Annotated in this window: 20 protein-coding genes and 1 pseudogene; 7 read left to right on the top strand and 14 right to left on the bottom strand. The window is 65.6% G+C overall.

What is annotated here, in order from left to right; all coding sequences use genetic code 11:
- Window positions 1-5: 5 nt before the first annotated feature.
- The 4 genes from M1D32_RS19205 to M1D32_RS19190 are packed head-to-tail and all read right to left on the bottom strand — an operon-like array spanning window position 6 to window position 4772.
- Window positions 6-1517 (bottom strand): amino acid permease, encoded by a 1512-nt coding sequence (locus M1D32_RS19205; RefSeq protein ID WP_458780189.1) that lies wholly within the window; start codon window positions 1515-1517, stop codon window positions 6-8.
- A gap of 12 nt (window positions 1518-1529) precedes the next feature.
- Window positions 1530-2975, bottom strand: coding sequence for an aspartate ammonia-lyase (locus tag M1D32_RS19200; RefSeq protein WP_458780188.1), 1446 nt, complete (start codon window positions 2973-2975; stop codon window positions 1530-1532).
- Window positions 2976-2982: 7 nt separating this feature from the next.
- Entirely contained in the window at window positions 2983-4038 is a 1056-nt protein-coding gene (locus tag M1D32_RS19195; protein WP_458780187.1) for an asparaginase, read from the bottom strand.
- Between the two features lie 26 nt (window positions 4039-4064).
- On the bottom strand, window positions 4065-4772 hold the full coding sequence (locus M1D32_RS19190) for a FadR/GntR family transcriptional regulator (RefSeq protein ID WP_458780186.1): 708 nt from the start codon (window positions 4770-4772) through the stop codon (window positions 4065-4067).
- Between the two features lie 152 nt (window positions 4773-4924).
- On the opposite strand from M1D32_RS19190, the gene M1D32_RS19185 reads away from it, so the two are divergent.
- Both M1D32_RS19185 and M1D32_RS19180 read left to right on the top strand, forming a co-directional pair.
- The gene (locus M1D32_RS19185; RefSeq protein WP_458780185.1) at window positions 4925-5197 is read left to right on the top strand and encodes a type II toxin-antitoxin system Y4mF family antitoxin; all 273 of its coding nucleotides are present in this window, start codon (window positions 4925-4927) and stop codon (window positions 5195-5197) included.
- A complete protein-coding gene (locus tag M1D32_RS19180; protein WP_458780184.1) occupies window positions 5194-6444 on the top strand; it encodes a type II toxin-antitoxin system HipA family toxin in 1251 nt (416 codons plus the stop codon). The genes M1D32_RS19185 and M1D32_RS19180 overlap by 4 nt, the downstream gene beginning before the upstream one ends.
- A gap of 18 nt (window positions 6445-6462) precedes the next feature.
- On the opposite strand, the pseudogene M1D32_RS19175 reads toward M1D32_RS19180, so the two are convergent.
- Window positions 6463-7394: pseudogene (locus tag M1D32_RS19175) on the bottom strand (hypothetical protein).
- Window positions 7395-7407: 13 nt separating this feature from the next.
- A complete protein-coding gene (locus M1D32_RS19170; protein WP_458780183.1) occupies window positions 7408-8025 on the bottom strand; it encodes a uracil-DNA glycosylase family protein in 618 nt (205 codons plus the stop codon).
- Window positions 8026-8207: 182 nt separating this feature from the next.
- On the opposite strand from M1D32_RS19170, the gene M1D32_RS19165 reads away from it, so the two are divergent.
- Window positions 8208-8714: a hypothetical protein gene (locus M1D32_RS19165; RefSeq protein ID WP_458780182.1), complete on the top strand. Its 507-nt coding sequence runs from the start codon at window positions 8208-8210 to the stop codon at window positions 8712-8714.
- A gap of 34 nt (window positions 8715-8748) precedes the next feature.
- Here the strand turns inward: M1D32_RS19165 and M1D32_RS19160 are convergent, their stop codons facing one another.
- The 5 genes from M1D32_RS19160 to M1D32_RS19140 all read right to left on the bottom strand — a co-directional run bounded on the left by M1D32_RS19160 (window position 8749) and on the right by M1D32_RS19140 (window position 13215).
- On the bottom strand, window positions 8749-9129 hold the full coding sequence (locus tag M1D32_RS19160) for an RNA-binding S4 domain-containing protein (RefSeq protein WP_458780181.1): 381 nt from the start codon (window positions 9127-9129) through the stop codon (window positions 8749-8751).
- A gap of 136 nt (window positions 9130-9265) precedes the next feature.
- Window positions 9266-10393 carry a sulfite oxidase gene (locus tag M1D32_RS19155; RefSeq protein WP_458780180.1) on the bottom strand — a complete coding sequence of 376 codons (1128 nt, stop codon included), beginning with the start codon at window positions 10391-10393 and terminating at the stop codon, window positions 9266-9268.
- Window positions 10394-10527: 134 nt separating this feature from the next.
- Entirely contained in the window at window positions 10528-11325 is a 798-nt protein-coding gene (locus tag M1D32_RS19150; protein WP_458782237.1) for an SDR family oxidoreductase, read from the bottom strand.
- A 66-nt stretch (window positions 11326-11391) separates the two neighbouring features.
- The gene (locus tag M1D32_RS19145; RefSeq protein WP_458780179.1) at window positions 11392-12396 is read right to left on the bottom strand and encodes an aldo/keto reductase family protein; all 1005 of its coding nucleotides are present in this window, start codon (window positions 12394-12396) and stop codon (window positions 11392-11394) included.
- Window positions 12397-12423: 27 nt separating this feature from the next.
- The gene (locus tag M1D32_RS19140; protein ID WP_458780178.1) at window positions 12424-13215 is read right to left on the bottom strand and encodes a hypothetical protein; all 792 of its coding nucleotides are present in this window, start codon (window positions 13213-13215) and stop codon (window positions 12424-12426) included.
- 226 nt (window positions 13216-13441) lie between these two features.
- Here M1D32_RS19140 and M1D32_RS19135 point away from each other — a divergent pair, with 226 nt between their 5' ends.
- Window positions 13442-13840, top strand: a complete 399-nt coding sequence (locus tag M1D32_RS19135; protein ID WP_458780177.1) for a YchJ family protein — start codon at window positions 13442-13444, stop codon at window positions 13838-13840.
- Here the strand turns inward: M1D32_RS19135 and M1D32_RS19130 are convergent, their stop codons facing one another.
- From M1D32_RS19130 to M1D32_RS19120, 3 genes are all read right to left on the bottom strand, one after another.
- On the bottom strand, window positions 13841-14680 hold the full coding sequence (locus M1D32_RS19130; RefSeq protein WP_458780176.1) for a hypothetical protein: 840 nt from the start codon (window positions 14678-14680) through the stop codon (window positions 13841-13843).
- A gap of 64 nt (window positions 14681-14744) precedes the next feature.
- On the bottom strand, window positions 14745-16784 hold the full coding sequence (locus tag M1D32_RS19125; RefSeq protein ID WP_458780175.1) for an acyl-CoA dehydrogenase family protein: 2040 nt from the start codon (window positions 16782-16784) through the stop codon (window positions 14745-14747).
- Window positions 16785-16841: 57 nt separating this feature from the next.
- The gene (locus tag M1D32_RS19120; protein WP_458780174.1) at window positions 16842-17144 is read right to left on the bottom strand and encodes a hypothetical protein; all 303 of its coding nucleotides are present in this window, start codon (window positions 17142-17144) and stop codon (window positions 16842-16844) included.
- Window positions 17145-17378: 234 nt separating this feature from the next.
- On the opposite strand from M1D32_RS19120, the gene M1D32_RS19115 reads away from it, so the two are divergent.
- Genes M1D32_RS19115 through M1D32_RS19105 form a run of 3 tightly spaced genes read left to right on the top strand, consistent with a single transcriptional unit; the run spans window position 17379 to window position 23162 of the window.
- Window positions 17379-18827 (top strand): DUF3375 family protein, encoded by a 1449-nt coding sequence (locus tag M1D32_RS19115; RefSeq protein WP_458780173.1) that lies wholly within the window; start codon window positions 17379-17381, stop codon window positions 18825-18827.
- A gap of 1 nt (window position 18828) precedes the next feature.
- Window positions 18829-19686 carry a DUF4194 domain-containing protein gene (locus tag M1D32_RS19110; protein WP_458780172.1) on the top strand — a complete coding sequence of 286 codons (858 nt, stop codon included), beginning with the start codon at window positions 18829-18831 and terminating at the stop codon, window positions 19684-19686.
- On the top strand, window positions 19683-23162 hold the full coding sequence (locus tag M1D32_RS19105; protein WP_458780171.1) for an ATP-binding protein: 3480 nt from the start codon (window positions 19683-19685) through the stop codon (window positions 23160-23162). Before M1D32_RS19110 ends, M1D32_RS19105 begins: the two co-directional genes overlap by 4 nt.
- The last annotated feature ends 37 nt before the right edge of the window (window positions 23163-23199 follow it).

The following is a 23199-nucleotide window of genomic DNA, read 5'->3' as shown; positions in this document are numbered from 1 at the left end:
CGGGACTACTTCTTGAAGGTGTCTGCCGGCGGGTTGGCGATGACGGGGGCGGTGCCGGTGTAGCCGTCGCGGGTTTGGGCGATCTGGTTAATGCGTTTGCGGCAGGCGTACCAGCCGAAGACCATCAGGATGGAGGCGATGGCGGTGACGAGCATGGTCAGGGGGGATTCGATGAAGACCATGATCAGCACGCCCAGGAGGAAGAGCAGGGAGAGGTAGCCGGTGTAGGGGGCGCCGAACATGCGGAAGGAGGGGCGTTTGAGCCAGCCTTTGTTGGCCCAGCGGTGGAGTTGGATCTGGCACAGGACGATGGTGGCCCAGGTCATGATGATGCCCACGGAGGCGACGTTGAGGACGATTTCGAAGGCGTCGGCCGGGACGAGGTAGTTCAGCGGGATGCCCAGGAGGGAGACGCCGGCGGTAATGGCGATTCCGCCGTAGGGGACGCCTGCTTTGTTCATCCGGGACGCAAACTTGGGGGCGGAGCCGTTGACGGACATGGAGCGCAGGATCCGGCCGGTGGAGTAGAGCCCGGCGTTGAGGGAGGACAGGGCGGCGGTGAGGACCACGAGGTTCATGATGACGTCCACCCCCTGGATGCCGATGGAGCCGAAGAACGTCACGAAGGGGCTGACGCCCTTTTCGTAGGAGGTGTAGGGCAGCAGCAGGGCCAGCAGGATCACGGAGCCGACGTAGAACACCGCGATGCGGAAGACCACGGAGTTGATGGCCTTGGGCATGATTTTTTCGGGGTTTTCGGTTTCGCCGGCGGCGGTGCCGACCAGTTCGATGGAGGCGTAGGCGAACAGGACGCCCTGCATGAGGATGATCATGGGCAGCAGGCCGTTGGGGAAGATCCCACCGTTATCGGAGATGAGGCTGAAGCCGACCTGCTGGCCGTCCACGGGGGTGCCGAAGATGACGAAGTAGGTGCCGACGATGAGGAACACGACCAGGGCTGCGACCTTGATCAGGGCGAACCAGAATTCCATTTCGCCAAAGACCTTGACCGAGACGAGGTTCAGGGCCAGGACGACGACGAGGGCGATCAGGGCCCAGGCCCATTGCGGGACGGCTGCCATCCAGGGGATGTAGTTGCCGAAGAAGTTCATGTACAGGGCCGCCGCGGTGATGTCCACGATGGTGGTGGTGGCCCAGTTGATCCAGTAGAACCAGCCGGAAACGAAAGCTGCTTTTTCCCCGAAGAATTCCCGGGCGTAGGAGACGAAGGATCCGGAGGAGGGGCGGTGGAGGACCAGTTCGCCCAGGGCGCGCAGGATCAGGAACGCGAAGAACCCGCAGACCGCGTAGGCGATGACCAGGGATGGGCCTGCGGCGTTGAGCCGGCCGCCGGCGCCCAGGAACAGGCCGGTGCCGATCGCGCCGCCGATGGCGATCATCTGGATTTGCCGCGGCTTGAGGTTCTTGTGGTAGCCCTTGTCCTCGGCATGCAACGCCGGTTCAGAAGCATGCGCCTGCGGCGGCACAGTGTGGTCTGTGATGGGGGGATTTGTCATGGGGAGGTCCTTCTAGGATGCCGTTGGATTCGGGGCCGGAACCGGTTTGCTGAGGTTGGCCAGGCGTTCGGGGCTGAGGAGTTCCTGCAGTTGGGTGCTGGTGAGGAGTCCGTGTTCGAGGACGAGTTCGGCCACGCCTTTGCCGGTGGCGAGCGCTTCCTGCGCGATGGCGGTTGCGGTGGCGTAGCCCAGGTGGGGATTCAGGGCTGTGACCAGGCCGATGGACTGCTCCACGGTGAGGCGGAGGTGTTCCGTGTTGGCAGTGATGCCCCGGATGCAGCGGGCCGTAAGGGTGCGGCACGCGGCTTCCAGGTGGGAGATGCTCTTGTGGAGGCTGTGGACGATGACGGGTTCGAAGGCGTTGAGCTGGAGCTGACCCGCTTCGGCGGCCATGGTGATGGTGACGTCGTTGCCGATGACTTCGTAGGCAACCTGGGAGACCACTTCCGGGATCACCGGGTTGATCTTGCCGGGCATGATGGAGGAACCGGACTGCACGGCCGGCAGGTTGATCTCGCCGAACCCGGCGCGCGGGCCGGAGGAGAGCAGGCGGAGGTCGTTGCAGATCTTGGAGAGCTTCACGGCCACGCGCTTCAGCACTCCGGAGAGGTGGACGAAGGCGCCCACATCCTGGGTGGCTTCGATGAGGTCCGGGGCGGTGACCAGCGGGAGGCCGGTGATGTCCGCGAGGTGCCGGCAGGCTGCCTCGGCATAGCCCAGGGGTGCGTTCAGGCCCGTGCCGATGGCGGTTGCGCCGAGGTTGATTTCGTGGATCAGCAGGTCGGCTTCGGCAAGACGGAGCCGGTCCTCGCCGATGGTGATGGCGTAGGTGCCGAACTCCTGGCCCAAAGTCATGGGCACGGCGTCCTGCAGCTGGGTGCGGCCCATCTTGACCACCGTGCGGAACTCCAGCGCCTTTGATGCGCAGGCTTCCTCGAGTTCGGCCAAGGCGTCCAGCAGCTCCCGGGCGGCAAAGATGGTGCCCAGCTTTACTGCCGTTGGGTAGACGTCATTAGTGGACTGGGACAGGTTCACGTGGTCGTTGGGGTGCAGGCGGGCGTAGTCCCCCTTGGGGTGGCCCAGGATCTCCAGCGCCCGGTTGGCGATGACCTCGTTGGCGTTCATGTTCGACGACGTTCCGGCGCCGCCCTGGATGACATCCACCACGAACTGGTCGGCAAGCCGGCCGTCCAGGATGTCCTGGCACGCCCGCTCGATGGCGTCGGAGCGTTCGGCGTCCAGCAGCCCGAGCTCGCGGTTGGTGCGGGCCGCGGCAAGCTTGACTGCTGCCAGGCCCCGGACCAGGTGCATGTTGGATGAGAGCTTCTGGCCGGTAATGGGGAAGTTCTCCACCGCCCGGAGGGTGTGCACGCCCCAGTAGGCGTCGGCGGGGACGTCGCGGTCTCCGAGCAGGTCGTGTTCGGACCGGACGGGCGCTTCGCTGTTGATCGTGGTCATGGGGTCCTTACAGGGCTTCGTTGACGGGTATGGACATTGATGATTGGGGCAGGAAGTCGGCAGCCTGCAGCAGGCCCACCTGGTGGCCGCCGCCGAGCACGGGTGCGGTGGCGATTGAAGAGAGCGGCGCGGTGTCCACACCCAGCGCCTCGAGGAGTTTGACTGTGGCTGGCATCCGGGCGCGGTCGCCGCCGTCGGAAATCTTTACGGCAACGGCGCGGCCATCAGCAAGACCCACGAGCTGCACGCCTTCGAAGCCGTCCTTGGCCACTGAGCCCGGGAGCAGGCGCATCAGCGCGGTGACGTCGCGGCCGTCCCCGGCCACCATGTCCGGGTGCCGCTGCATGGCGAGCCCGACGGCGGCTTCCGCGCTTTGTGAAGCCGGTGCGCCGTCGTCGTCCGCGGCAGTCTTCGCAATCACAGCGAAGGCACGGGCCATGCCCTGCAGCGTGAGGGCAAACAGCGGGGTGCCGCAGCCGTCGGTGCTGACGGCGAATGGTTCCTCGTCTGTCAGGTCCAGGACGGTCTTGGCAACCAACTGCTGCAGCGGGTGGGAGGGGTCCAGGTAGCCTTTGACCGGCCAGCCATTGATGGTGCAGGTGGCAACCATCGCGGCATGCTTGCCCGAGCAGTTTTGGGTGAGCTGGGTGGAGCGGCCCCCGTTGCGCAGCCACTCCTCCCGCTCGCCCGGACCGTAGGGGAGGTCCCTGCTGTTTTCGAAGTCGCTGACGTTGAGCCCGTGCTGTTCGAGGATGCGCAGGGCTCCTTGGCGGTGTTTTGCGCCGCCCGAGTGGCTTGCGGCGGCCAGGGCGAGGAGCTCAGCCGGCAGCTCGAGGCCGGCGCGCACCATTGCTACGGCCTGAAGCGGCTTGAGCGAGGACCGGGGATAAAACGGCGCCAGGGGAGCACCCACGGCCGCCACTGCCGTGCCGTCAGCTTCGAGTGCGATAGCGGACCCGTAGTGGACGCTCTCCACCAGTCCGTCGCGGGTGGCAGTGACCAACGGCGTGTGCTGCGGGAGGGCGGCAGCACTGAGGGCAGGTGAAAGTGCAGGGGAGAGCATGGATTCCTTGGCTGGATGGGCTGGAGCTAGTTGTTCAGGATGGATTCGAGGGCCACACCGACAGCGTGCAGGTGGTGGGCCATGGCCGCCCGTGCTTCCTCGGCCGAGCCTGCCTCGATGGCGGCCAGGATGTCCTGGTGTTCGATGTCTGAGGCATGCTGCCGGTCCGCCACCATGTTCAGGGTTTCGGACTGATGGGCCAGGGCACCACGGATGTCCGCCACCACGCTGGCGAATACCTTGTTGCCGCTGGCTCGGGCGATGGCGGCATGGAAGCTTGAGTCCAGGGATACCCAGGACTCCGGGTCGGTTTCGGTGGCCATCGCGGCCACGATGTGGCGGAGAGTTTCCAGCTCTTCGTCACTGCGGCGTTCCGCGGCCAGTCCGGCTGCGGGTACTTCGATGTGCGGGCGGGCTTCGGTGAGGTCCCGGGCTGAATACTGGCCCAAAGTGAGATCGTTGGCCACTTTGTCCGCTACGACGAACGTGCCCTTGCCCGTTTTGGTGACGGTGAGGCCAAGGGCAGTGCAGGAGCGGAGCGCCTCCCGGATCACTGACCGGCTTACCCCGTACTGCTGGGAAAGCGTGGCCTCCGAGCTCAGTTTGCTGCCCACTGCCAGCCGCCCCGACTCGATGTCCTGCCGGATGGCGTTAAACACCGCTTCGGCAGCACTAAGCCGCGCGAGCGGAGTGGCTGCAGGCTGTCCTGCTGTCCGGCTGTCTGACAGGTTCACGCCTTAAATATGGCAGGGGTCACAGCAGGTGTCAATGCGGGGGGCGGTTCTACCCCTTCCGGCACGATCGTTCCGGATGCACCCTGTGAAGGGTTATCGGTCCGCTGTAGACTCGGCAACGGGTATGTATCGGAACGTTCGTACCGAAGGAGGTGGCTGTCGGATTGTCCTTCTCTCAGTACCTTGGGGCAGAAGTCCGGGCCAGGCGAACCGCCCTCCGTCTGACGCAGCATGATCTCGCCCAACTGGCCGGGGTCTCTGAGCGGTTCGTGCGATTTGTGGAACAGGGGAAGTCCAGCGTTCAGCTGGACTCACTTCTGTCGCTGCTTGGGACGCTTGGCCTGGAGCTGCAGTTAGTTACACGGACACGTACAGCCGCCCCATACGACAGGACGGCGGCAGCTGGCCACCGGGAGCAGAGGTGAGGCACCGCATCGCCGATATCTACAAGGCAGGTGTCCTCGCCGCCCGGCTTGAGCGGCACGACGGCGGCACCAGGTTCAGCTACCTGGCGAGCTACCTCAGCACCGGGGGACCCGCCGTCGCCACCTCCCTGCCGCTCGCGAGCGAACCTGTATTGTCCAGTGCGGGGGCCGCTCCGCCCTATTTCACCGGGCTGCTGCCCGAGGGCCGCCGCCTTAACGCCCTGCGTCGATCGATCAAGACCAGCGCGGACGACGACCTGTCCCTTCTGATCGCGGCGGGCGGCAATCCGGTGGGAGACGTCCAAATTGTCGGCCATGGGGAACCCTTGAACCCTGATGACCACGCGGTCCGCCTGGATCCACGCAGGCCTGTTGATTTCGATGAATTGCTCGGCGACCCGGACCTGATTGATCCGGTAGCCCTGGCCGGTGTGCAGGACAAGTTGTCAGCCGGAATGATTTCCGTACCGGTGGGCAGCACGGGGCGCCAGTTCATCCTGAAGCTCAACGCGCCGGAGTTCCCGCATGTGGTGGAGAACGAGTACGTCATGTTCCGCTACGCCGCCAGGCTTCGGATTCCACTGAGCCGCGTCCAGCTGATCCGGGATGTTGCCGGCCGGCCGGGGCTGTTGGTGGAGCGCTTCGACCGCATGCCGGTCCCGGCGGCAGGGCCTGATGCCGTGCGGCGCCTTGCCGTGGAGGACGGGGCGCAGGTGCTGAGGCTCTACCCGGCGGACAAGTACAACGTGGGGTACGGCCAGGTGTGCCACGCGCTCGCGGACTACTGCTCGGCACCGCTCCCCGCCCTTCGAAACCTGGCGATCCAGGCCGCCTACGCATGGCTGACAGGCAACGGAGACCTGCATGCCAAGAACGTCTCCATGGTCCAGCAGCCGCATGGAGAGTGGGTGATCGCACCGGTGTACGACATCCCCTCCACAGTGGTTTACGGCGACAAAACTCTGGCCTTGACCATGGATGGGAAGAGGACCGGGATTTCGCGCCGCCACTTCCTGGGCTGGGCCACAGAACTGGGACTCACCGACCGCGCGGCTGCCCAGGTTCTGGAGATTGCGCTGAAGGCGTCCGGCCCGTTGATCACCGATTTGGAGATTGGTACCGCCTTCCGTGCCTTGAAGGGGCCCGGCCAAAAAGGTAACGACGACGGCGGCTCACCGTTTCCCGACATGGTCACCAGGGCGTGGGTCAAGGAGTTGAAGCACCGCCGGAGGTTAATGGAAGGCTGAGCCGGACGGTGCATGCCCTCATGAGCCCTCGTACCACCGCAGTACGCGCAGAGCGCGGAGGGTGTTCCACCGGCTTGGTTGTCCGTCGCCGTCCTCCAGCGGGAAGTGGACCTTGCCGGGGTGGGTGTTTTCCAGCAGCCACCTGCCGTCCGGTTGTTCCTTCGACCGCAGCACCTCCACCGCCTCTTCGAGGCGTTCGTCGGGGGCGCCGCCGGCGGCGCGGAAGTAGTCCAGCCCGCGAAGGACGTCGTAGAACCAGCGGGTGGGGTAGGAGAGCTGCAGCCAGTCCCGGCTAATGAGCTCGCCCGTGGACTCCCGTCTCAGCAGCCGGCGCTCCAGGAGATACTCCTCCGCGCGGTGCCGCGCCTCCCGCGATTCAGCGGTGCCTCCCGTGCTCCGTTCGTGCTCGAGAAGTCCGTCCAGCACGCAGATGGTGGTGTGGAAGGAGGAGCGGGTGGAGCCTCTCTCGGCCTCACAGTTCCAGCCGCCGTCAGCCAGCTGTTCGCGGGTCAGCCGCTCCACCACCGGGTCCACTTTCTCTCCGAAATACGCCCCGAGTGCCGCGGCCATCCCGTTGATGCACGGTTCCACTTCGCCCTCGAAGAAGGGCTGGTTGCCCTCCTCCCAGCGGCTATGCGCGCGGACCAGCGCGATAGCCTGTCTGGCTTCTCGGCTCGAGGGGTTCAGGCCGAAGTCGCGCAGGAGCAGCAGGCTGTAGGTCGTGGCCGTCCACGGTTGGTTGTCTGGGTCATCGTCAAAGGCGGGCCAGTAGGTACCGCCCGCCCATTGCCGTCTGTGTCCTGCAGGGCGAGAAGCCTGGCGCCCCAGCCGTGGTTCGCTACCCGTTCCCGCTCAGCCTGGATCTCTCCAGGCGAAGCGTCGGCGAGGTCGCTGAGGACCTGCCAGCGAATGGCGGGGTCGGAATCGAGCAGCCAGTCGAGCACGTCGATGCGCGTCACTGGCTCAGAGGTGCTGGATGCCTGCCCGCTGCATCGCGTCCTTATAGATGTCCACGCTCTTGGCCAGAAGCTCTTCCTGCTTCGCCTCGGAGACAGCAAAGGCCCGTCCGCCCAGGGCGGTGGCCTTGTAGACCTTGATACCGCTGTTCTTGAGTGATGAATGGTAGGTCTTCTCGAACAGCGTTAGGAAAGTGGAAGCGTCCGTGCCGTGGGCGATGATTGCCGAAACGCGCGAGTTGATTTTGAGGAACTGGCGGAAGGGGCGCAGGCCGTCGGTTTTTTCCTGCACGCTTAGCGCCGATGGCATCCCGGGATCCCGAACCCACGGATAGGCGTTCCACGGCATCACGTAGCGGGGATCCAGCTCGGCCAGTTCATAGATCTGGGTGGCCCGGCGGGCCGCTTCGTCGTCGTTGTAGTGCGAGACGAAGCCGGATTCGGTGCCCTTTCCAGGGCTGACCTGCAGGCTGACGATCCGGCATTCATCCTCGTCGTGCACCGGGTCGATGTAGGGGACGATGGAACCCGGCTTCTTTTCCATCAGTTCGTCGCAAAGCTGGGTTACCTTCGCGATGTTCGGTTCCTGTAGCAGGGCTTTCTTTTCGTCCCAGTCAATCGTCACGATTTCTCCCTCAGCAGCAAGGCGTCCAGAATCAGGCGTCTTATGCCACTCTACGCTTCCGGGCATGGAGGAGGGCAGGGGATATTGAGGCGCACCACGGCGTTACGCCGCCGTTCCTACTCTTTGGGCACGCTTGAGGGCCTTGGTGCGGCGCAGTAGAAGGCGTGCTGTTCAATATAGGGATGCAGTTCACCAGGAAGGGCCTGAAAGATGACGGCTTTGCGGGCTTCAGGTCGTTTCAGGACCTGGACGCCATGCGGGTCCCGCAGGGTACGGGCGTCTTTGCCGTCATCGTGCCGGAAGGGTTCCAGCGGAAGTTCCTGAAGAAAAGCACCGCCGGGATCTTCAAAAAGAAGGACCCCTCACTCCCGGAACCGGCGCTCGCAGCCGAGTGGGTGGATGCGGCCGCGGTGCTCTATCTGGGGAAAGCCGGTCCCGGCAGCAAAGGCAACCGGGGGCTCCGGCGGCAGATCCAGGAATTCCTGGACTTCGGGCAGGGCAAGCCGCCAGGGCATTGGGACGGCCGCCTGGTCTGGCAACTCAAGGACGCCGGGCAGCTGCTGCTCGCCTGGAAGGAACTGCCCGCCGAAGGCCTGAACAAGGCAGAAGCCGAGTACCACACCGCATTCATCGAGCAGTACGGGCAACTGCCGTTCGCGAACCTGGTGCGGGCACGGGTCAAGCGCTAGCCAAGCCGGTCAACAGGCTCAGGAACAAGCCGGATCATGCCCCGCGGAGGCGTTCCATTTCACGGCGGTCTTTTTTGGTGGGCCGGCCGGCGCCACGGTCGCGCTGCGGCAGGCCCAGCGCCGGGGCAATGGGCCGCGGCGGTGTGTGGTCCGTAAAGCAGTGGGCCGCGGCCTCCGCACCCACGCGCTTGTTGATCAGCCGCCGCACTTCAAGGACACGTTCGTAGCCGGACATCCGCACCGTCACCGTATCGCCGTTGATCAACGTTGCCGAGGCCTTTGCCGGGCTGCCGTTCAGCCGTACATGGCCGGCACGGCACGCGGCAGTGGCCGCAGAGCGGGTCTTGTAGGCCCGGATGGCCCACAACCAAGCATCGATGCGGACGCTGGCGGGGGAGGAAGGAAGACTGGTCATGGTTGGCACCGAGTATAGCCCCGGCAGCCCTGCACCCCGGCCGCCCGGCCGGGAGGCAGGTGTTGCAACCAGGCAACCAGACCTGCCCAACCCTGCCTCTGTACCGGCCTGCTAAGCCCTGCCTCTGCACCTGCGGCTAGTCAACCTTTACGCTGATCCGCTGCACTACGTTGTTGCCCAGTCCCTGGTAGTTCCAGTTCTGCTCCAAGGGCTGGGTGGCGCCGCTGGCATCCGTGGCACGGCAGGCCAGCACATGCTCACCGGGGTCAGCGACCCACGGCAGCGTCCACTTGCGCCACGCGTATCCTCCCGCGGGTTCTTCCAGGTGCGCCGGCAGCCATTTGTCATCGATGCCCACTTCGACAGCAGTCACCGCCGCCTGCCCGGACCAGGCACGGCCCTGCAGCATCACGGGTCCGTGGGGCAGCACCCGCTTGCGGCTGAAGAATTCGGGGATGCCCGGCGGCACCATCAGCGAACGTACCCTGATCCGCGAAACCGGCGTCCCGGCGTCGTCCGCTGAATCCTGGTAGCGGTATGCGACCTGCTGCTGGTAACCCGCGAAGGGGGCAGTGACCACCTCGATGGATTCCAGCCATTTCACGCTGGCCATGCCATACCAGCCGGGGACCACAAGCCGCAGGGGGTAGCCGTGCTGGGGCGGCAGTTCCTGGCCGTTCATTTTGTAGGCGAGTACGACGTCGGCACGCAGCGCTTCCCGGATTGGCAGGCTACGCGCGTAGTGGTGGGGGACGCCGCCCTGGATCCCGGCATCCGCCCCGGTGAAGACCACTTCCACGGCGTTCTGTAGTACCCCCGCCTTGCCGAGGAGGTACGCGAGTGGCACGCCGGTCCAATGTGCGGTGCCCACTCCTTCAAGGACCCAGGGCTGGCTCATGGGCCGGGGTGAAAGGAGCGACCGGCCGTTGCCCGCGCACTCCAGCGTGACGGGAACGGTGATGGCGGGATCCTTCCGCAGCGCCGCCATGCTCAGCTCCAGCGCACGCTCTACCGCGCCGCTGATCCGGAGGTGCCAGGCGGCAGCTTCGATGTCCGGAATGTCGAAGTGCGTGAGGATGTAGTGGAGCCCCGGCGGTGTGACGTCGCGGCGGAGCGCCTCCAGGGGCATGGAGTGGTTGCGGGCTCCCAGCTGGAGTTCCTCCGGAGTGAGCGGGCCGGTTGTGGGCCCGGCCGGCACCGCGGCCGGTTCCCCGGAACCCTCAGCTGGAGGCGTGGACTGCGGGTTGTCCTGGATCTGCTTCATGGCGCTGCGATTCTGCTCGGCGGGGATTATGCAGGGCTGGATGATGCCTTGCCACAGGTTTACGCCCGCCGCGCGGGCACGTCAACGGCTTCCACGGGCGGCACGTCAACGGCCCGCACCGGCGGTGGGGACAACTACAGCTGCGGACGGGTCAGGAACTCCGCCAGGCTGATGGGATCCTGGCCGGTCAGCCCATGCACGTCAGGAGACACTCCCGACAATTCGCCGGCCGCGACAGCCGTATACGTGCTCACCCAGGCGTCCACTTGCCATTGCGGTGCGCCGTAGGATGCGCGGGATGAGTAGGCCTCTTCCACGGTTTCCGGATAGTAGCTGACGGTACGGCCGGTTCCTGCCGTGAGTAGCTCGGCAGCCCGAGACATGGAGAGCTCCTCCGGGCCGGTCAGGCTGTAGGTCATGCCCTTATGGATGGCAGGGTCGCGCAGCACGGCGAGGGCACAGCGGGCAATGTCCTCGCGTGCCACACCGGAAAACGTTCCCTCGCCGGCGGGCCCGCGGATCGCGCCGTCCTCACCGGTCATCAGGGGCAGGAAGTCCAGGTAGAGGTTGTTCCGCAGGAAGGTGAACTCCATCCCGGAAGCCTTGATGTGTTCTTCCGTGGCGTAGTGGTCGCGGGCCAGCGTGAACGTCGAGTCCGGCGCGCAGCGGTAGATGGACGTGTACACAAGGTGTTCCACCCCGGCGTCGGCAGCAGCATCAACGAACGTGAAATGTTCGTCCAACCTGTCCTCCGCCTCCGCGGCGGAAACCATAAACAACACCTTGGCGCCCTCAAGGGCCTGGCGCGCTGCTGCCGAGTCGGAGTACGTGCACACCACCGCCGCAGCGTTCTCCAGCTCGGGGGCGCGCGCTGCGTCCCGCACCAGCAGGCGCTGGGCGGAACCTGCCGCGGCGAGCTTCCGCGCCACCATTCCGCCCAGGCCGCCGGTGGAACCGGTGACGGCGAGGTCCGGCAGTTCCGACGTGGAGTCCACCGGCTAGTGTTCCCGCTTGGAGGGGGACTTCGTCTGCGCAGGATCACGTTCGGCAAGGGAGCCGATGGCGTCGTCAATCTTCTTCAGCACCTCCGGTTCCAGCCTCACCCCTGCCGCCTCCACGCTGTCCGCAATCTGCTCCGGCCGGGACGCACCAATAATGGCCGAAGCCACGTTCGGGTTCTGCAGCACCCAGGCCACGGCAAGCTGCGGCATGGAAAGGCCCGCTTCCTCCGCGATGGGCTTGAGTTCCTGGACCCCGGTCAGGACGTCGTCGCGCATCCAGCGCTCAATCATCTTGGCGCCGCCCTTCTGGTCCGTTGCCCGGCTGCCTTCGGGAGCGGGCTGGCCGGGCAGGTACTTTCCGCTGAGGACGCCCTGGGCCATGGGGGACCAGACAATCTGGGATACGCCCAGCTCCTCGGACGCGGGCACCACCTCAGCCTCGATGACGCGCCACAGCATGGAATACTGCGGCTGGTTGGAGATGAGCTGGAAGCCGAGCTCCTTTGACAGTGCGTGGCCTTCGCGGAGCTGCTCCGCCGTCCACTCGCTGACGCCGATGTACAGTGCCTTGCCCTGCCGGACGATGTCCGCGAACGCCTGCATGGTCTCCTCCAGCGGCGTTTCGAAGTCGTAGCGGTGCGCCTGGTAGAGGTCCACATAATCCGTCTGCAGCCGGCGCAGTGAGCCGTTGATGGATTCCATGATGTGCTTGCGGGAAAGGCCAAGATCGTTCTTGCCCTTGGGCCCGGTGGCGCCAAAGACCTTTGTGAAGATTTCCAGGGACTCGCGGCGCTCGCCCTTCAGGGCTTCGCCGAGGACGGTTTCCGCAGCCGTGTTGGCGTAGACGTCCGCCGTGTCGAAGGTGCTGATGCCTGCATCCAAGGCTGCCCGCACGCACTGGGAAGCGACGTCGTTCTCCACCTGGGAGCCGTGCGTGAGCCAGTTGCCGAAGGTAATTTCCGAGACTTTGAAGCCACTGTTTCCGAGGTATCTGAATTCCATGGGTTTCACGCTAACCCAGATGGTTGCTCAGGGTAAGGGGTGTCTGCCCTTATGTGGGGTGCCCTTGGACGCTGGGCGATCGCCTGCGGTTCCCTTGGCGGCTGAACCTTTCGAAGCGGCACCTTTGACCGCCTGCGGCGGACCCGACAGTGACACCAGCGATCCCGTGTCCAGCGGCGACAGCGGCCGCGGAGCCTGCGTTTTCTTAAACGACCGCGGCACCCGGGCCGGCCCGTGGTTGTCCAGGGCAGACTCCACGAGCGGAGCGACCTCCGCCACCTTGTCGGCAGGAACGCGGGGATCAGGCAGGTCCCGGACTGACAGCTTGATTTCCGGTGTGGCCGCCCGGGCCCGCGCGATTGCCCTGGCGTCGGCCTCAGCAACAGCGGAGGCCCAGTCCCCGGCAAGGACGGGCGGTTCGCGGCGCGCCGCCGTCAGCGCGGGGTGACGCACGACGGCAGTGCGCAGCGCCGAACGCACATGTGCCGGCTTCAGCGCGGAGCGCCAGTCCCGGCGCTGGCGCGTAACTTTCGGTGCTTTGGCGGCGGGCGCGTCCCCTTCAGCGGGACCCGCAGCGGAAACTGAAGCGCCGCCGTCGGGCCCGGCCCGTAAAAGGCCCCCCGGGCGGACCAGCGGGACGCCTTCATTGCGGAAGCGCCTGCCGAACAAGGCCATCAGCGCGACGGCTGCAAGCCGGCCGATCCCCGCGAGCACGAGCGTGATGACCCCCAGCAGGAAGAGGACCAGGAACATCAGGAAAGCCATTCCCACAGTGCCCAAAAAGGTCAGGTTGAGGATGAGCGTATCCGGATTTTCCACGTCATCTCTCCTCTCTGCGGCTGTAAAGCCCGCACCTGCGCCCCTCTGCAGGCAACAGCTCCTTCTCCACCATACGGATTTTTGCTGGGCCATGCCGACGCGTCCAGCGGTGCGTCCCGGGTTGTTTTAAAGCTGTTATGCCCACTGGCAGGCTGGCTGGCGCCTATAGTCGGACGGGGAACTCAAGGCATGCATTGCGCGGCCGGAAGCAGGAAACAGGAGCGCCATGGCGGAGGACACACCAATCACGAACTGCATGTGCCTGTCCGGCGAGGCCTACGCGATGTGCTGCGGACGGTTCCACTCCGGGGAAGCAGAAGCAGCAACGGCAGAACAGCTCATGCGCTCCCGCTACAGCGCGTTTGTGCTCCTGGACGGGCCCTACCTGCTGCGCACCTGGCACCGGGACAAGGCCCCGGCGAGCCTGGATCTTGATCCGGACCTGCAGTGGCGGCGCCTGGACCTTGTTTCCATCAACCGCGGGGGCCCGCTGGACGTCCAGGGGACGGTGGAGTTCAAAGCCTGGTTCCGGCACGGCAAAGAGCGCGGCACGCATCATGAGGTCAGCAGGTTCGTGCGGGAAAGTGGCCGCTGGTTTTACCTGGACGGGGAAGTTTTGGCCTGACTACTCGTCGTCGTAATCCTCGTCAGGAGTGAAGCCGGCCCGGTCCACCTTGCGGTGGAACCGCATGCCTGCCAGCCCGCCCAGCACGGCACCTGCCAGGGCCACCAGAGCCACCACAACAGCAGCGATGATGCTGGTAGTGGTCAACTGCCCTTCATTTATAGGAATGCGCGGGAAGCTGTTGAGGTTGGCCAGCACGTTGAACTGCTGTCCGAACACAAGTCCCATGATGGATACGAGGACAGCCACGATCAGCGCCCAGATCCACACCATAAGGCCTTGCTTGGCACCGTTGAAGCGCGCCATGCGTCCTGCGACGTAACCACCGCAGTAATAGGAGAGGAGCAGGATGACCAGCAGGACGATGATGCCCACCAGGCCAACGGTGCCCTGGTTCTGGGCCGCCTGGTTCACCGCCTCGTTGACGTCGGTGTTGGTGGCAAGGCCCACAGCCGTTCCGGCTGCTGCCACCAGCGCGGTCAGGAGTACGGCCATGCCGGTGGCGGTCAGCCAGCCGAAGAACGCCGAGCCCACCTTGATGCCGCCAAACCGTTCCTTCTCCCGGGCGACGGCGGTCTGCCGGTCGGTCAGGTTCGGATCAACAGCCGGTGCCGAGGCCGCAGGGACATAGTCGCGCTCTGCGGAGGCGCCGTTTGAGCCGGTGCGGTCGGCCGGCACCTGGTCGTAGGTGGAGGTCGGCGTGGCATCCGCTGTGGGCTGCTGGTCGTACGTGCGGGTGGCATCGTCATCAGCCGCGGCGGCACGGTAGCTTCCGCTCCGGTCCGCGTCCTCCCGGGCGCGTCGTGGGGGCAGGTTCTCTGGGTCCGTTGAGCTGCTCATGGCTCAACTCAATCATCGGGACGCGGAGATAGCAAGGATGCTTACTATTTTGTGACCGGTGGCGTCAGCGGTAATTGCGGTGCAGGTTTTCCCTGTGAGAGGCCCCGGGGGAGGCATCCGCGATCCACGGGCCGGTGCCTTCCGACTGGTCCAGTACGCCTGCCTCCAGCCACGTGTAGTCACCGGCGAGGACCTTTCGGGTCAGGCGGTGGTCGGCGTCGTCCGTGTTCCGCCACAGCTGGTCGAAGTACTCGTCGACGCGTACGCGGGCCTGCTCGCAGTACGCCTCCGCGAGCTCGTAGGCGCTCGCGGCCTTTTCGGGAGCAGTGTGAAGCAGCATTTCAGCCCGTGAACAGCATGCCGTCATGGCGAACAGTTCCGCTCCGATGTCCACCACCCGGCCAAGGAATGCCTGCTTGCGTTCCAGCTTTGCCTGCCACCGGCCCATGCCGTAGAACGTCTGCCGGGCGAGGCGCCGGGACGAACGCTCCACGAACCGCAGGTGTTTGGCCAAGCGGCCAAACTCGCCGTAAGAGCGGGGGTCCATGCCGGCGCCGGCCACCAGCTTCGGCAGCCAGCGGGCGTAAAAGCCGGAAGCGCCGACGGCGGCCTTCGCCTTGTCGGACAGGCTCGCGTCCATGGATGCAAGGTCGCCCGCGGCAGCGAGGTGCGCATCCACGGCTTCCCGGGCGATGAGCAGGCGCATAATCTCCGAGGAACCCTCAAAGATCCTGTTGATCCGCAGGTCCCGCAGCTGCTGCTCGGCCGGTACGGCACGTTCACCCCGCGCTGCCAGCGACTCCGCCGTTTCGAAGCCCCGCCCGCCGCGGATCTGTACCAGTTCGTCGGCTATCCGGCAGCTGATCTCCGTCGACCAGAGCTTCGCAAGGGCGGCCTCGATCCGTACGTCCTTCTGGCCGGCGTCGGCAAGTTCGGCGGAGAGCTCGAATACGGCGTCCAGGGCGAAGGCGGACGCGGCGATGAAAGCGATCTTTTTGCCCACGGCCTCGTGCTCGCCCACCGGCCGGCCCCATTGCGTCCGGGCGTTTGACCATTCGCGGGCGATCTTGAGGCTCCAGCGGCCAGCGCCGACGCAAAGGCCCGGGATGGAAAGCCGGCCCGTATTCAGGGTAGTAAGTGCAATCTTCAGGCCCTGGCCCTCCTTGCCCAGCCTGTTGCCCGCCGGGACGCGCACCTGATGGAACCGGGTCACCCCGTTCTCGATGCCCCGCAGTCCCATAAAGGAGTTCCGGTTTTCCACGGTAATGCCCGGTGAGTCCATCTCCACCACAAAGGCGCTGATGCCACCCTTGTGCCTGGTGCCGTCTGCATCAGTGCGTGCCGGCACCACGGCCATGACCACCACCAGTTCGGCAATCACACCATTCGTGGTCCACAGCTTGACGCCGTCCAGCAGGTAAACCTCCCCATCCTCCGTGGGCGTAGCCGTGCTGCCCATCCGTGCTGGATCACTGCCCACGTCAGGCTCCGTCAGGAGGAACGCCGTCACGGCGCCGGCGGCGCAGCGCGGCAGGTACTCACGCTTCTGCCCGGCCGTGCCAAAAACCTTCACCGGCTCGGGCACCCCGATGGACTGATGCGCCGAAAGTAGGGCGCCGAGGCTGGGGTGCACGCTGCCCAGCAGGGCCAACGCCCGGCCGTAGTACACCAGCGACAGGCCCAGGCCGCCGTATTCCTCCGGAATCTTCATCCCGAAGACGCCAAGGTCCGCCAAGCCCTGAAGGTATTCGTCAGGGATCTTCGCCTCGCGCTCGATAATCCGACCGTCCATGGTCCGCGCGTAGTCGGCGAGGCGGGCCATAAACGCCTCACCCCGTTCCACCTCTTCCGGGTCAGGGGTGGGCCAAGGATGGACAAGGCTGAGGTCAAAACTGCCCAGGTAGAGCCCTTTGGCGAAGCTTGGGCGTTCCCAGCCGGTTTCGCGGGCCGCTTCAGCGACGGCCCGGGCCTCATCCGCGGTGACGCTTCCGCCGATCTTGCCTGCCGGGACCGGGGTCTCCTCCGGCGGAGCATCTGTAGCTGCGCTGTCGTTGGTGGAGCCGGCAGGGGTGGTCTTTGAGGGGCTGTCAGTGGCGGAGCTCATGAATTATCTCCTTGGCCGGATAGCTTTCGTAGCCAGGTCCGCCGGGTTGGAGAACCCTCAGCTGTCCCTCAAGATTACCCGCGGGTAGGTTCCTGTGCTAGGGGAGGACTGCCCCTGAAAGTCGGCGGCGGGGTCGAATGCGGTGGCGTGGTGCACCAACCGGTCCCAGCCTGCGTTGATGCCGTGGACCACGGCGAGGAGTGACTTCGAAACCACGGTCCACCCGAGCTTTCCCGTGCCCAGCAGCACCAGCGCCACCAGTCCGGCCGTGAGGACGAAGGCGGCCAGGATAAAGGCGAACACCAATGTGCCCACGAATACCAAGGTGGCGGTTTCCACTGTGCTTAGATCGAACGGCATTAGTCCCCCTGCTGCAACGTTTGCTTTGGTCGAAATCAGTAGCATGAGCGTATGGGCAGACGGCTTGGCCAGCCAGAGCCGCAGCGGGTCAAAGGACCTCTTGATATTGGATCGAAATACTACGGCGAAGTAGGTCACGAACTGGTCGCGGCCGCCTGCGTTAACCTTGTTGTTGGCAGTTTTCCGTTTGAAGCCCTGCCCCGCCCCGCCCCCACAACAGCCCAAGGAGAGTGTGTGCCCCGCTCCGCCAGGTCATCAGCTGACGCCATCAGCGCCCGGCTCCGGGACCTTGAACTCCTCACCAAAGGACCCGCCTGGGCCCTGACCCGATCGGCCCCCTGGGTGATCGCGGTGCTGCAGGCCTCCTTTACCCGCACCAGGCCGCAATTGCCGCTTGAGGAGTTCCACGCCGACGTCGATTCCTTCCTTGAGGAGCTCCGCCGCCAGGAGCCCGGGCTGGGAGGCGGCGCCAACGGGAAGGCCTTTGGAGACGAATGGACGCGCCGGCAGTTCTTGACGCGGCGGAACCAGTCCGGCCAGATCGTTTACGAGGTCACCGAACCGGCCGCGCGTGTGCTGGCCTTCCTCGACAGCCTGTCCAGCGACCGCTCTACCCTGAACGGTTCGCGCCTCGGCACGCTGCTGGGAGACGTCGAGAAGCTCGCCAACGAGACCAATCCGGACCAGAGTGCCCGCCTTGAGTCCTTGGAAGAGGAGATCGAAGAGCGCCAGCAGCTGATCGAAGACATCAGCTCGGGCGAGTTCGACGGCCTGCTGGATGACGACGAGGCAGTTGAAGCTGCTGGAAACATCCTGGACCTCGCCGCCAGCCTGCCCGCCGACTACAAGAAGATGCGTGACCGGATCGAGGAGCTGGTGGGTGATCTCCGCAACCAGATCATCGAGGAGTCGCTGACCAAGGGTGCCACCATGGCGCAGGTGCTGGAGGCCGACAAGCGCCTCCGCCAGAGCCCGGAGGGCAGGACGTTCCGCTCCTTCACGGCCTTCCTCGAGGACCCGCAGCAGCAGCTCAGGTTCCGGTCGGCGATCGGCGAGGTCCTGAGCCGGCAGTTCGCGGACGACCTCTCGCCGGAGGACCGGGAAACCCTCAAGAACCTGGTGGCGGAACTGCGCCAGCAGCACAGCCAGATCCAGCGGATTTACGGCAAGCTCAGCGAAAGCCTCAACACCTACGTTCAAAGCGACGATTTCCGGCAGTCAGTCCGGCTCCGGCAAGTGCTCCGCGAAGCTGAGCAGGCCATCCGGTCACTTCCGTACGAACGGGAACGGCCAGGGCTGGTCCCCGGGCCCGTCCTCTTTAATGCAGGGTTCGAGTCGCTGTCCATGGTGAAGCTCTTCGACCCGGACGAGTTCGCGGCACCGCCAAAACTCGCCGACCCCATTGCCTTCAGCGACTCGGACCGCGTGCGCTCGCCGAGGACCGCCAAGGCCAAGCCGGAGGTCATCCGCTCTGCCATGGCCGGTGCTTCCACCCTTTCCGAGGCGTGGCAGCAGCTGCCGCCGGAAGAGCAGCACATCAACACCATCCGGGCGCTCCTCTCGCACGCCCTGCACGCCGGGGCAGGCTTCGACCGGGACGCCCTGGATGCCCTGAACTTCGAACAGATTGACGGCACCACGCGCAGGGCCTACCTGCCGCTGGTCACCCTCCCGAAGGATTGACATGACTGAAGAGATGACGACGACGGCGGCCCCCAAAGCTGACCCCGGAGATAGCCCGGTGGATGAGGATGGGGGTGTGCCGGTGGAGAGTGGAACCGTGCCCGAGGTAGGCGGCGAGCGCCCATTCACCGGCGCCGTAACCCCCCGCGACACCTTCGTCGACGGCGCCGCCATCTTCCCCGGCGATACCGGCGTGCTGTCCATGAAGGTGCGGCAGGCGCTGGTGAAGCTCCTCAAGGGTCCCTACGTTGACGGCGGCCGGGACGAGAAGCTCTGGACGGTCCTGCTGGACAACCAGGTAATCCTGCGGAGCCGGCTCTCCGAGCTGTTCCTTGCGATGCAGCTGGACCATGAACGGAAGATTGCGGTCCTGCGCCCGGTCAATCCGGACGCCATCGGCGGCAGTACGCGCTCCAGCATCCTGCGGCAGCAGCGGGCGCTCAGCCGGGTGGAGACCATTGTCCTGCTCCGGATGCGCCTGCTGCTGGACCGGCACGTCACTGCGCAGACAGACCCAACGATTACCCGCGAGGAAATCGCCGACCTGGTGACCCATTACCAGCCCGCCGGGCAGCAGGACGCGTTGCGGGACTCGGACGTGGTCACCAGGGCCATCACCAAGCTCCTGGCCCGGCAACTCCTCCTGCCCACGGGCTTTGACGACGTCTACACCATCTCCAACGCCCTGCCCCTGGCCCTCCCCTTCGAAAACATCGGCGACATCCCCGCCCACATAGAAGCCCTGGCGGCAGCAACAACTGATGCCACCGGCACGGAAGCGCTCATAGAGCTCGACCGGGACCCGGTGGTTGAGCCCGCCGGGACCGAGGATGCCACCGAAGCGGAGGATGCCGAGTGAGCATTGCAACCATGCTGCCTTTGGGCGAGCTGACGAACCCGGGGCAGATGCGCCTGGCGCTGGTGCAAGTGGTCAACTGGGGCACGTTCCACGGAGCCCACACGATGCACGTGGACCGGAACGGCACCCTGCTGACGGGTAACTCGGGCGTGGGCAAGAGCACCTTGTTTGACGCCATGCTCCGGGTCTTCGATGCGAGGCCCAGGTCCAACGAGGCCGCGGCCCAGCGCTCGGGCGGTGCGGTGGAGGACAAGCGGACCACCTTCACCTACATGCGCGGCAAGGTAGGCGACAAGGCTGTGGGGGAGGGGTCGGCGAGTGCCTTTCAGCGCCCGGGCGCCACGTGGTCCGCCGTCGCGCTGACGTTCGATAACGCAGCCGGCACCCGGGTGACGGTGTCGGCGCTGTTCGACCTGCCGAAGAACGGCACCGAGTCGAGCGTCGGACGGTTTTATCTCATTGACCACCAGCCGCTGGACCTGGAGGCGCTCGAGGGCATCGCGGACAAGCGGTTTACCAAGGCTGCCCTGGAAACGATTTTTCCGGACGCCCAGGTCTTCGATGTGCACAAAGCGTTCGCCGAGCGCTTCCGCCGGTTGCTGGGCATCAACTCGGACCAGGCCCTCCCGCTCCTGCGCGTTATCCAGGCGGGCAAGGGCCTGGGCGGCAGCGTCAACACCTTCTTCCGGGACCAGGTCCTGGATGCTCCGGCTACTCTCGCAGCGGCGGATGACGTCGTCGAGGAGTTCAGCAACCTGATGTCCATCCGGCAGCGGCTGGAGGACGTCCGGCAGCAGCGGGACCGGCTGGCCCCGGTGCCCGCGTTGAACAGGGAGTACGCGCAGGCGCTGCTGGACGCGAACCGGTTGCGGGACCTCTCCGGCGAAGAATTCGAGGCCTACAAGCAGCAGCTCGCCGTGACGGTCCACGAGAAGATGCTGGCCCGTTTCAAGGAGTTGGCCCAGGCGAAGGCGAAGGAGCTCGGCGCTGAGCGCGGAGTCCGGGACGGCCTGGCCAAGGAGCTGCGCCAGCTGGAGACGGATTACAACAACCAGGGCGGCAACGCCATCTCCGCCATTGAGCAGTCACTGGAAAACGCCCGGGTGGGCCTGAAGCTTCGCCAGCAGGTGGAGGAGGCGGCACGGCAGGCGTTGGCCGACGCCGGCCTCCGGCTTGAGTGGACTGCCGAAGGCTGGGAGCAGGCGCACGAGCAGGCGGCGGCAAGGTCGGCTGAGCTCAAGGATGATTCCCAGGCGTTGCAGGAACTTCGCTTTGAAGCCTTTGACGCCCACGCAACGAAGAAGCGGGAGCTGGCCGCAGCTGAGCAGGAGCTCGTGTCGCTGAAGACGCGCAAGTCGCTGCTGCCGCCGTCGAGCATTGAAAACCGGGCCGCCATCGCCGCAGCCACGGGCATTGCCGAGGACCGGATGCCGTTCGCCGGCGAACTGATGGATCTCGCCGAGGGGGAGGAGAGGTGGCGGCCCGCCGCAGAGCGGGCGCTGCGCAACCTTGCCACCACCCTGCTGGTGCCGGGTGAACACTTCGCGGCGGTGACACGATACCTCAATGGCCACAACGTGCGCGGTGCGCTGCGGGCAGTGGACGTTTCCAAGCCGCTTTCCGGCGGCGCCCTGGCGCTGGAGGACGTGCGCGACGGCGACCTGCTCACCAAGCTGGACATCCTCGCCACGGGCGTGGCGAGCGAAGCGGGGTCCTGGATCCGCGAGCGGATCGCGCTGGACTTCGCCTACCCGTGCGTGGAGGACCCGGACGAGCTGGCTGTACTGGACAGGGGCCTCAGCCTGGGAGGAGTGGTGAAGCGCAACCGGCACACAGTGGAAAAGGACGACCGGTTCACCAGCCGGCAGGATTACGTCCTCGGCTTCGACAACGCCGCCAAGCTCGAGCTCGTTGCCGGCCAGGTGGAGGACCTGCGGCAGGAGGTTGCGAAGGCGGCAGAACTCGCGCAGACCCGCGAGGACTCGCACCAGGGGATGAGCCGGCAGCTCGACGCGCTGCACCGTGTTGCTGAGGATCACCGTCCTTGGGAACAGGTTTCGGCGGCAGTTGCGGCCGACGGGCTTGCCAGGATCGAACAGCGGCTGAAGGACGCCCTGGCAGCGCAAGCAGATCTCGAGCCCCTCCGCGCCACCATCGAAGAAGTGCGGCAGAAGCACCAGTCCAGCACCGAGGCCGCCGCTGTCCTGCAGAGCGAGTACAAGGCATTGGACCGGCAACTGACGGCCGCCGATTCCCTGCTGGAAGCTGCACGGGACCGCTTGGCCGAGGCGCCGCCGTCGGACGCAACGGTCAACGCCCTGGAACCGTACTTTGCCGGTTTCGGTGATGTGGTGGAGATACATGAGCTGGACAACCTCGCCAACCGGGTGCGGACGGCCCTGCTGGGTGAACTGCATGCAGCGGAGTCGCGCGGGCAAACTACTGCCGAACGCCTGACAAGGCTTTTCGACGGTTTCGTCCGCGAGTGGGGCAGCGCCATCTCGGCCGACCATGGCACCACCATCGGCGCCGCCGGTGAGTTTGAGACCCGTTACCACGCGATTGTCAGCGACGGGCTGCCGGCGCAGGAGGCAGAGTTCCGGCAGTTCTTCAACCAGCGCACCCATGAATCCTTCAGCACGCTGCTGCATCTGCTCGATGAGGAACGCCGCTCCATCACCAGCCGTATCCTCCCGCTGAACGGCATTCTCTCGCAGGTCAACTTCCACGAGGGCAGCTTCCTGGAGCTGGATATCAAGCAGACGCTGCCTCCCACCGCCAAGCAGTTCAAGGACGCCATCCAGAACGCCCTCAAGGCGCGGCACACGCGGCCGGCTAAGCCCGAAGGCGGCAGGTCTGACGGCTTGAATGGGGAAAGGGACGACGACGCGGAACTGACCGCCCGCTACAAGTCCCTGGAAACCCTGGTGAAGCGCTTGGGCTCGCAGGCGCCGGAGGACCGGCGGTGGCGGGCGGAGGTGTTGGACGTGCGCGGACACCTGTTCATTCAGTGCAAGGAGCACCGGGAAGTCGCCGGGCCGGCATCGGGCAAAAAGGGCGGGGCGAAGAAAACCGAAGTCTTTATGCACGCGGACACCGGATCCATGTCCGGCGGTGAGCGCCAGCGTTTCACGGCCTTCATCATGGCCGCTGCGCTGAGCTACCAGCTGGGGATCGCGGAGCAGGGCTTCACCACGTACGGGACCGTGATGATGGACGAGGCCTTTGTGCTGGCATCCGAGGAGTTCGCCGGAGCCGGAATCAAGGCACTGCACGAATTCGGGTTCCAGCTGCTGCTGGCTGCACCCGAAAACGTCATCGACCTGTCCCGGCACCTTGGCTCGGTCACCGAGATCCTCCGCGACAAGCGCACCAACCGTTCAGGGGTGTTGACCGCGCCGGTCGTCCGGCCGAGGCCGGGTGAGGAAGGGTCCTGGCGCTCGGAAGCGAACCCTGTGGACATCGTTTTGCGCTAGCCCGTTACCGACGGCCCCGCTTTATAACAAATCGATG

It is taken from the genome of Arthrobacter sp. D3-16, assembly GCF_054408515.1.
This window is presented reverse-complemented; position numbering and strand designations above follow the sequence as displayed.

What these genes read in the sequence shown, in the direction of transcription:
- M1D32_RS19135 (WP_458780177.1), top strand. Translation starts at nt 13,442, where the DNA reads ATGGCGGAGGACACACCAATCACGAACTGCATGTGCCTGTCCGGCGAG.
- M1D32_RS19200 (WP_458780188.1), bottom strand. Translation starts at nt 2,975, where the DNA reads ATGACCACGATCAACAGCGAAGCGCCCGTCCGGTCCGAACACGACCTG.
- M1D32_RS19150 (WP_458782237.1), bottom strand. Translation starts at nt 11,325, where the DNA reads ATGGTGGCGCGGAAGCTCGCCGCGGCAGGTTCCGCCCAGCGCCTGCTG.
- M1D32_RS19165 (WP_458780182.1), top strand. Translation starts at nt 8,208, where the DNA reads ATGCAGTTCACCAGGAAGGGCCTGAAAGATGACGGCTTTGCGGGCTTC.
- M1D32_RS19110 (WP_458780172.1), top strand. Translation starts at nt 18,829, where the DNA reads ATGACTGAAGAGATGACGACGACGGCGGCCCCCAAAGCTGACCCCGGA.
- M1D32_RS19155 (WP_458780180.1), bottom strand. Translation starts at nt 10,393, where the DNA reads ATGAAGCAGATCCAGGACAACCCGCAGTCCACGCCTCCAGCTGAGGGT.
- M1D32_RS19120 (WP_458780174.1), bottom strand. Translation starts at nt 17,144, where the DNA reads ATGCCGTTCGATCTAAGCACAGTGGAAACCGCCACCTTGGTATTCGTG.
- M1D32_RS19145 (WP_458780179.1), bottom strand. Translation starts at nt 12,396, where the DNA reads ATGGAATTCAGATACCTCGGAAACAGTGGCTTCAAAGTCTCGGAAATT.
- M1D32_RS19160 (WP_458780181.1), bottom strand. Translation starts at nt 9,129, where the DNA reads ATGACCAGTCTTCCTTCCTCCCCCGCCAGCGTCCGCATCGATGCTTGG.
- M1D32_RS19125 (WP_458780175.1), bottom strand. Translation starts at nt 16,784, where the DNA reads ATGAGCTCCGCCACTGACAGCCCCTCAAAGACCACCCCTGCCGGCTCC.
- M1D32_RS19130 (WP_458780176.1), bottom strand. Translation starts at nt 14,680, where the DNA reads ATGAGCAGCTCAACGGACCCAGAGAACCTGCCCCCACGACGCGCCCGG.
- M1D32_RS19205 (WP_458780189.1), bottom strand. Translation starts at nt 1,517, where the DNA reads ATGACAAATCCCCCCATCACAGACCACACTGTGCCGCCGCAGGCGCAT.
- M1D32_RS19195 (WP_458780187.1), bottom strand. Translation starts at nt 4,038, where the DNA reads ATGCTCTCCCCTGCACTTTCACCTGCCCTCAGTGCTGCCGCCCTCCCG.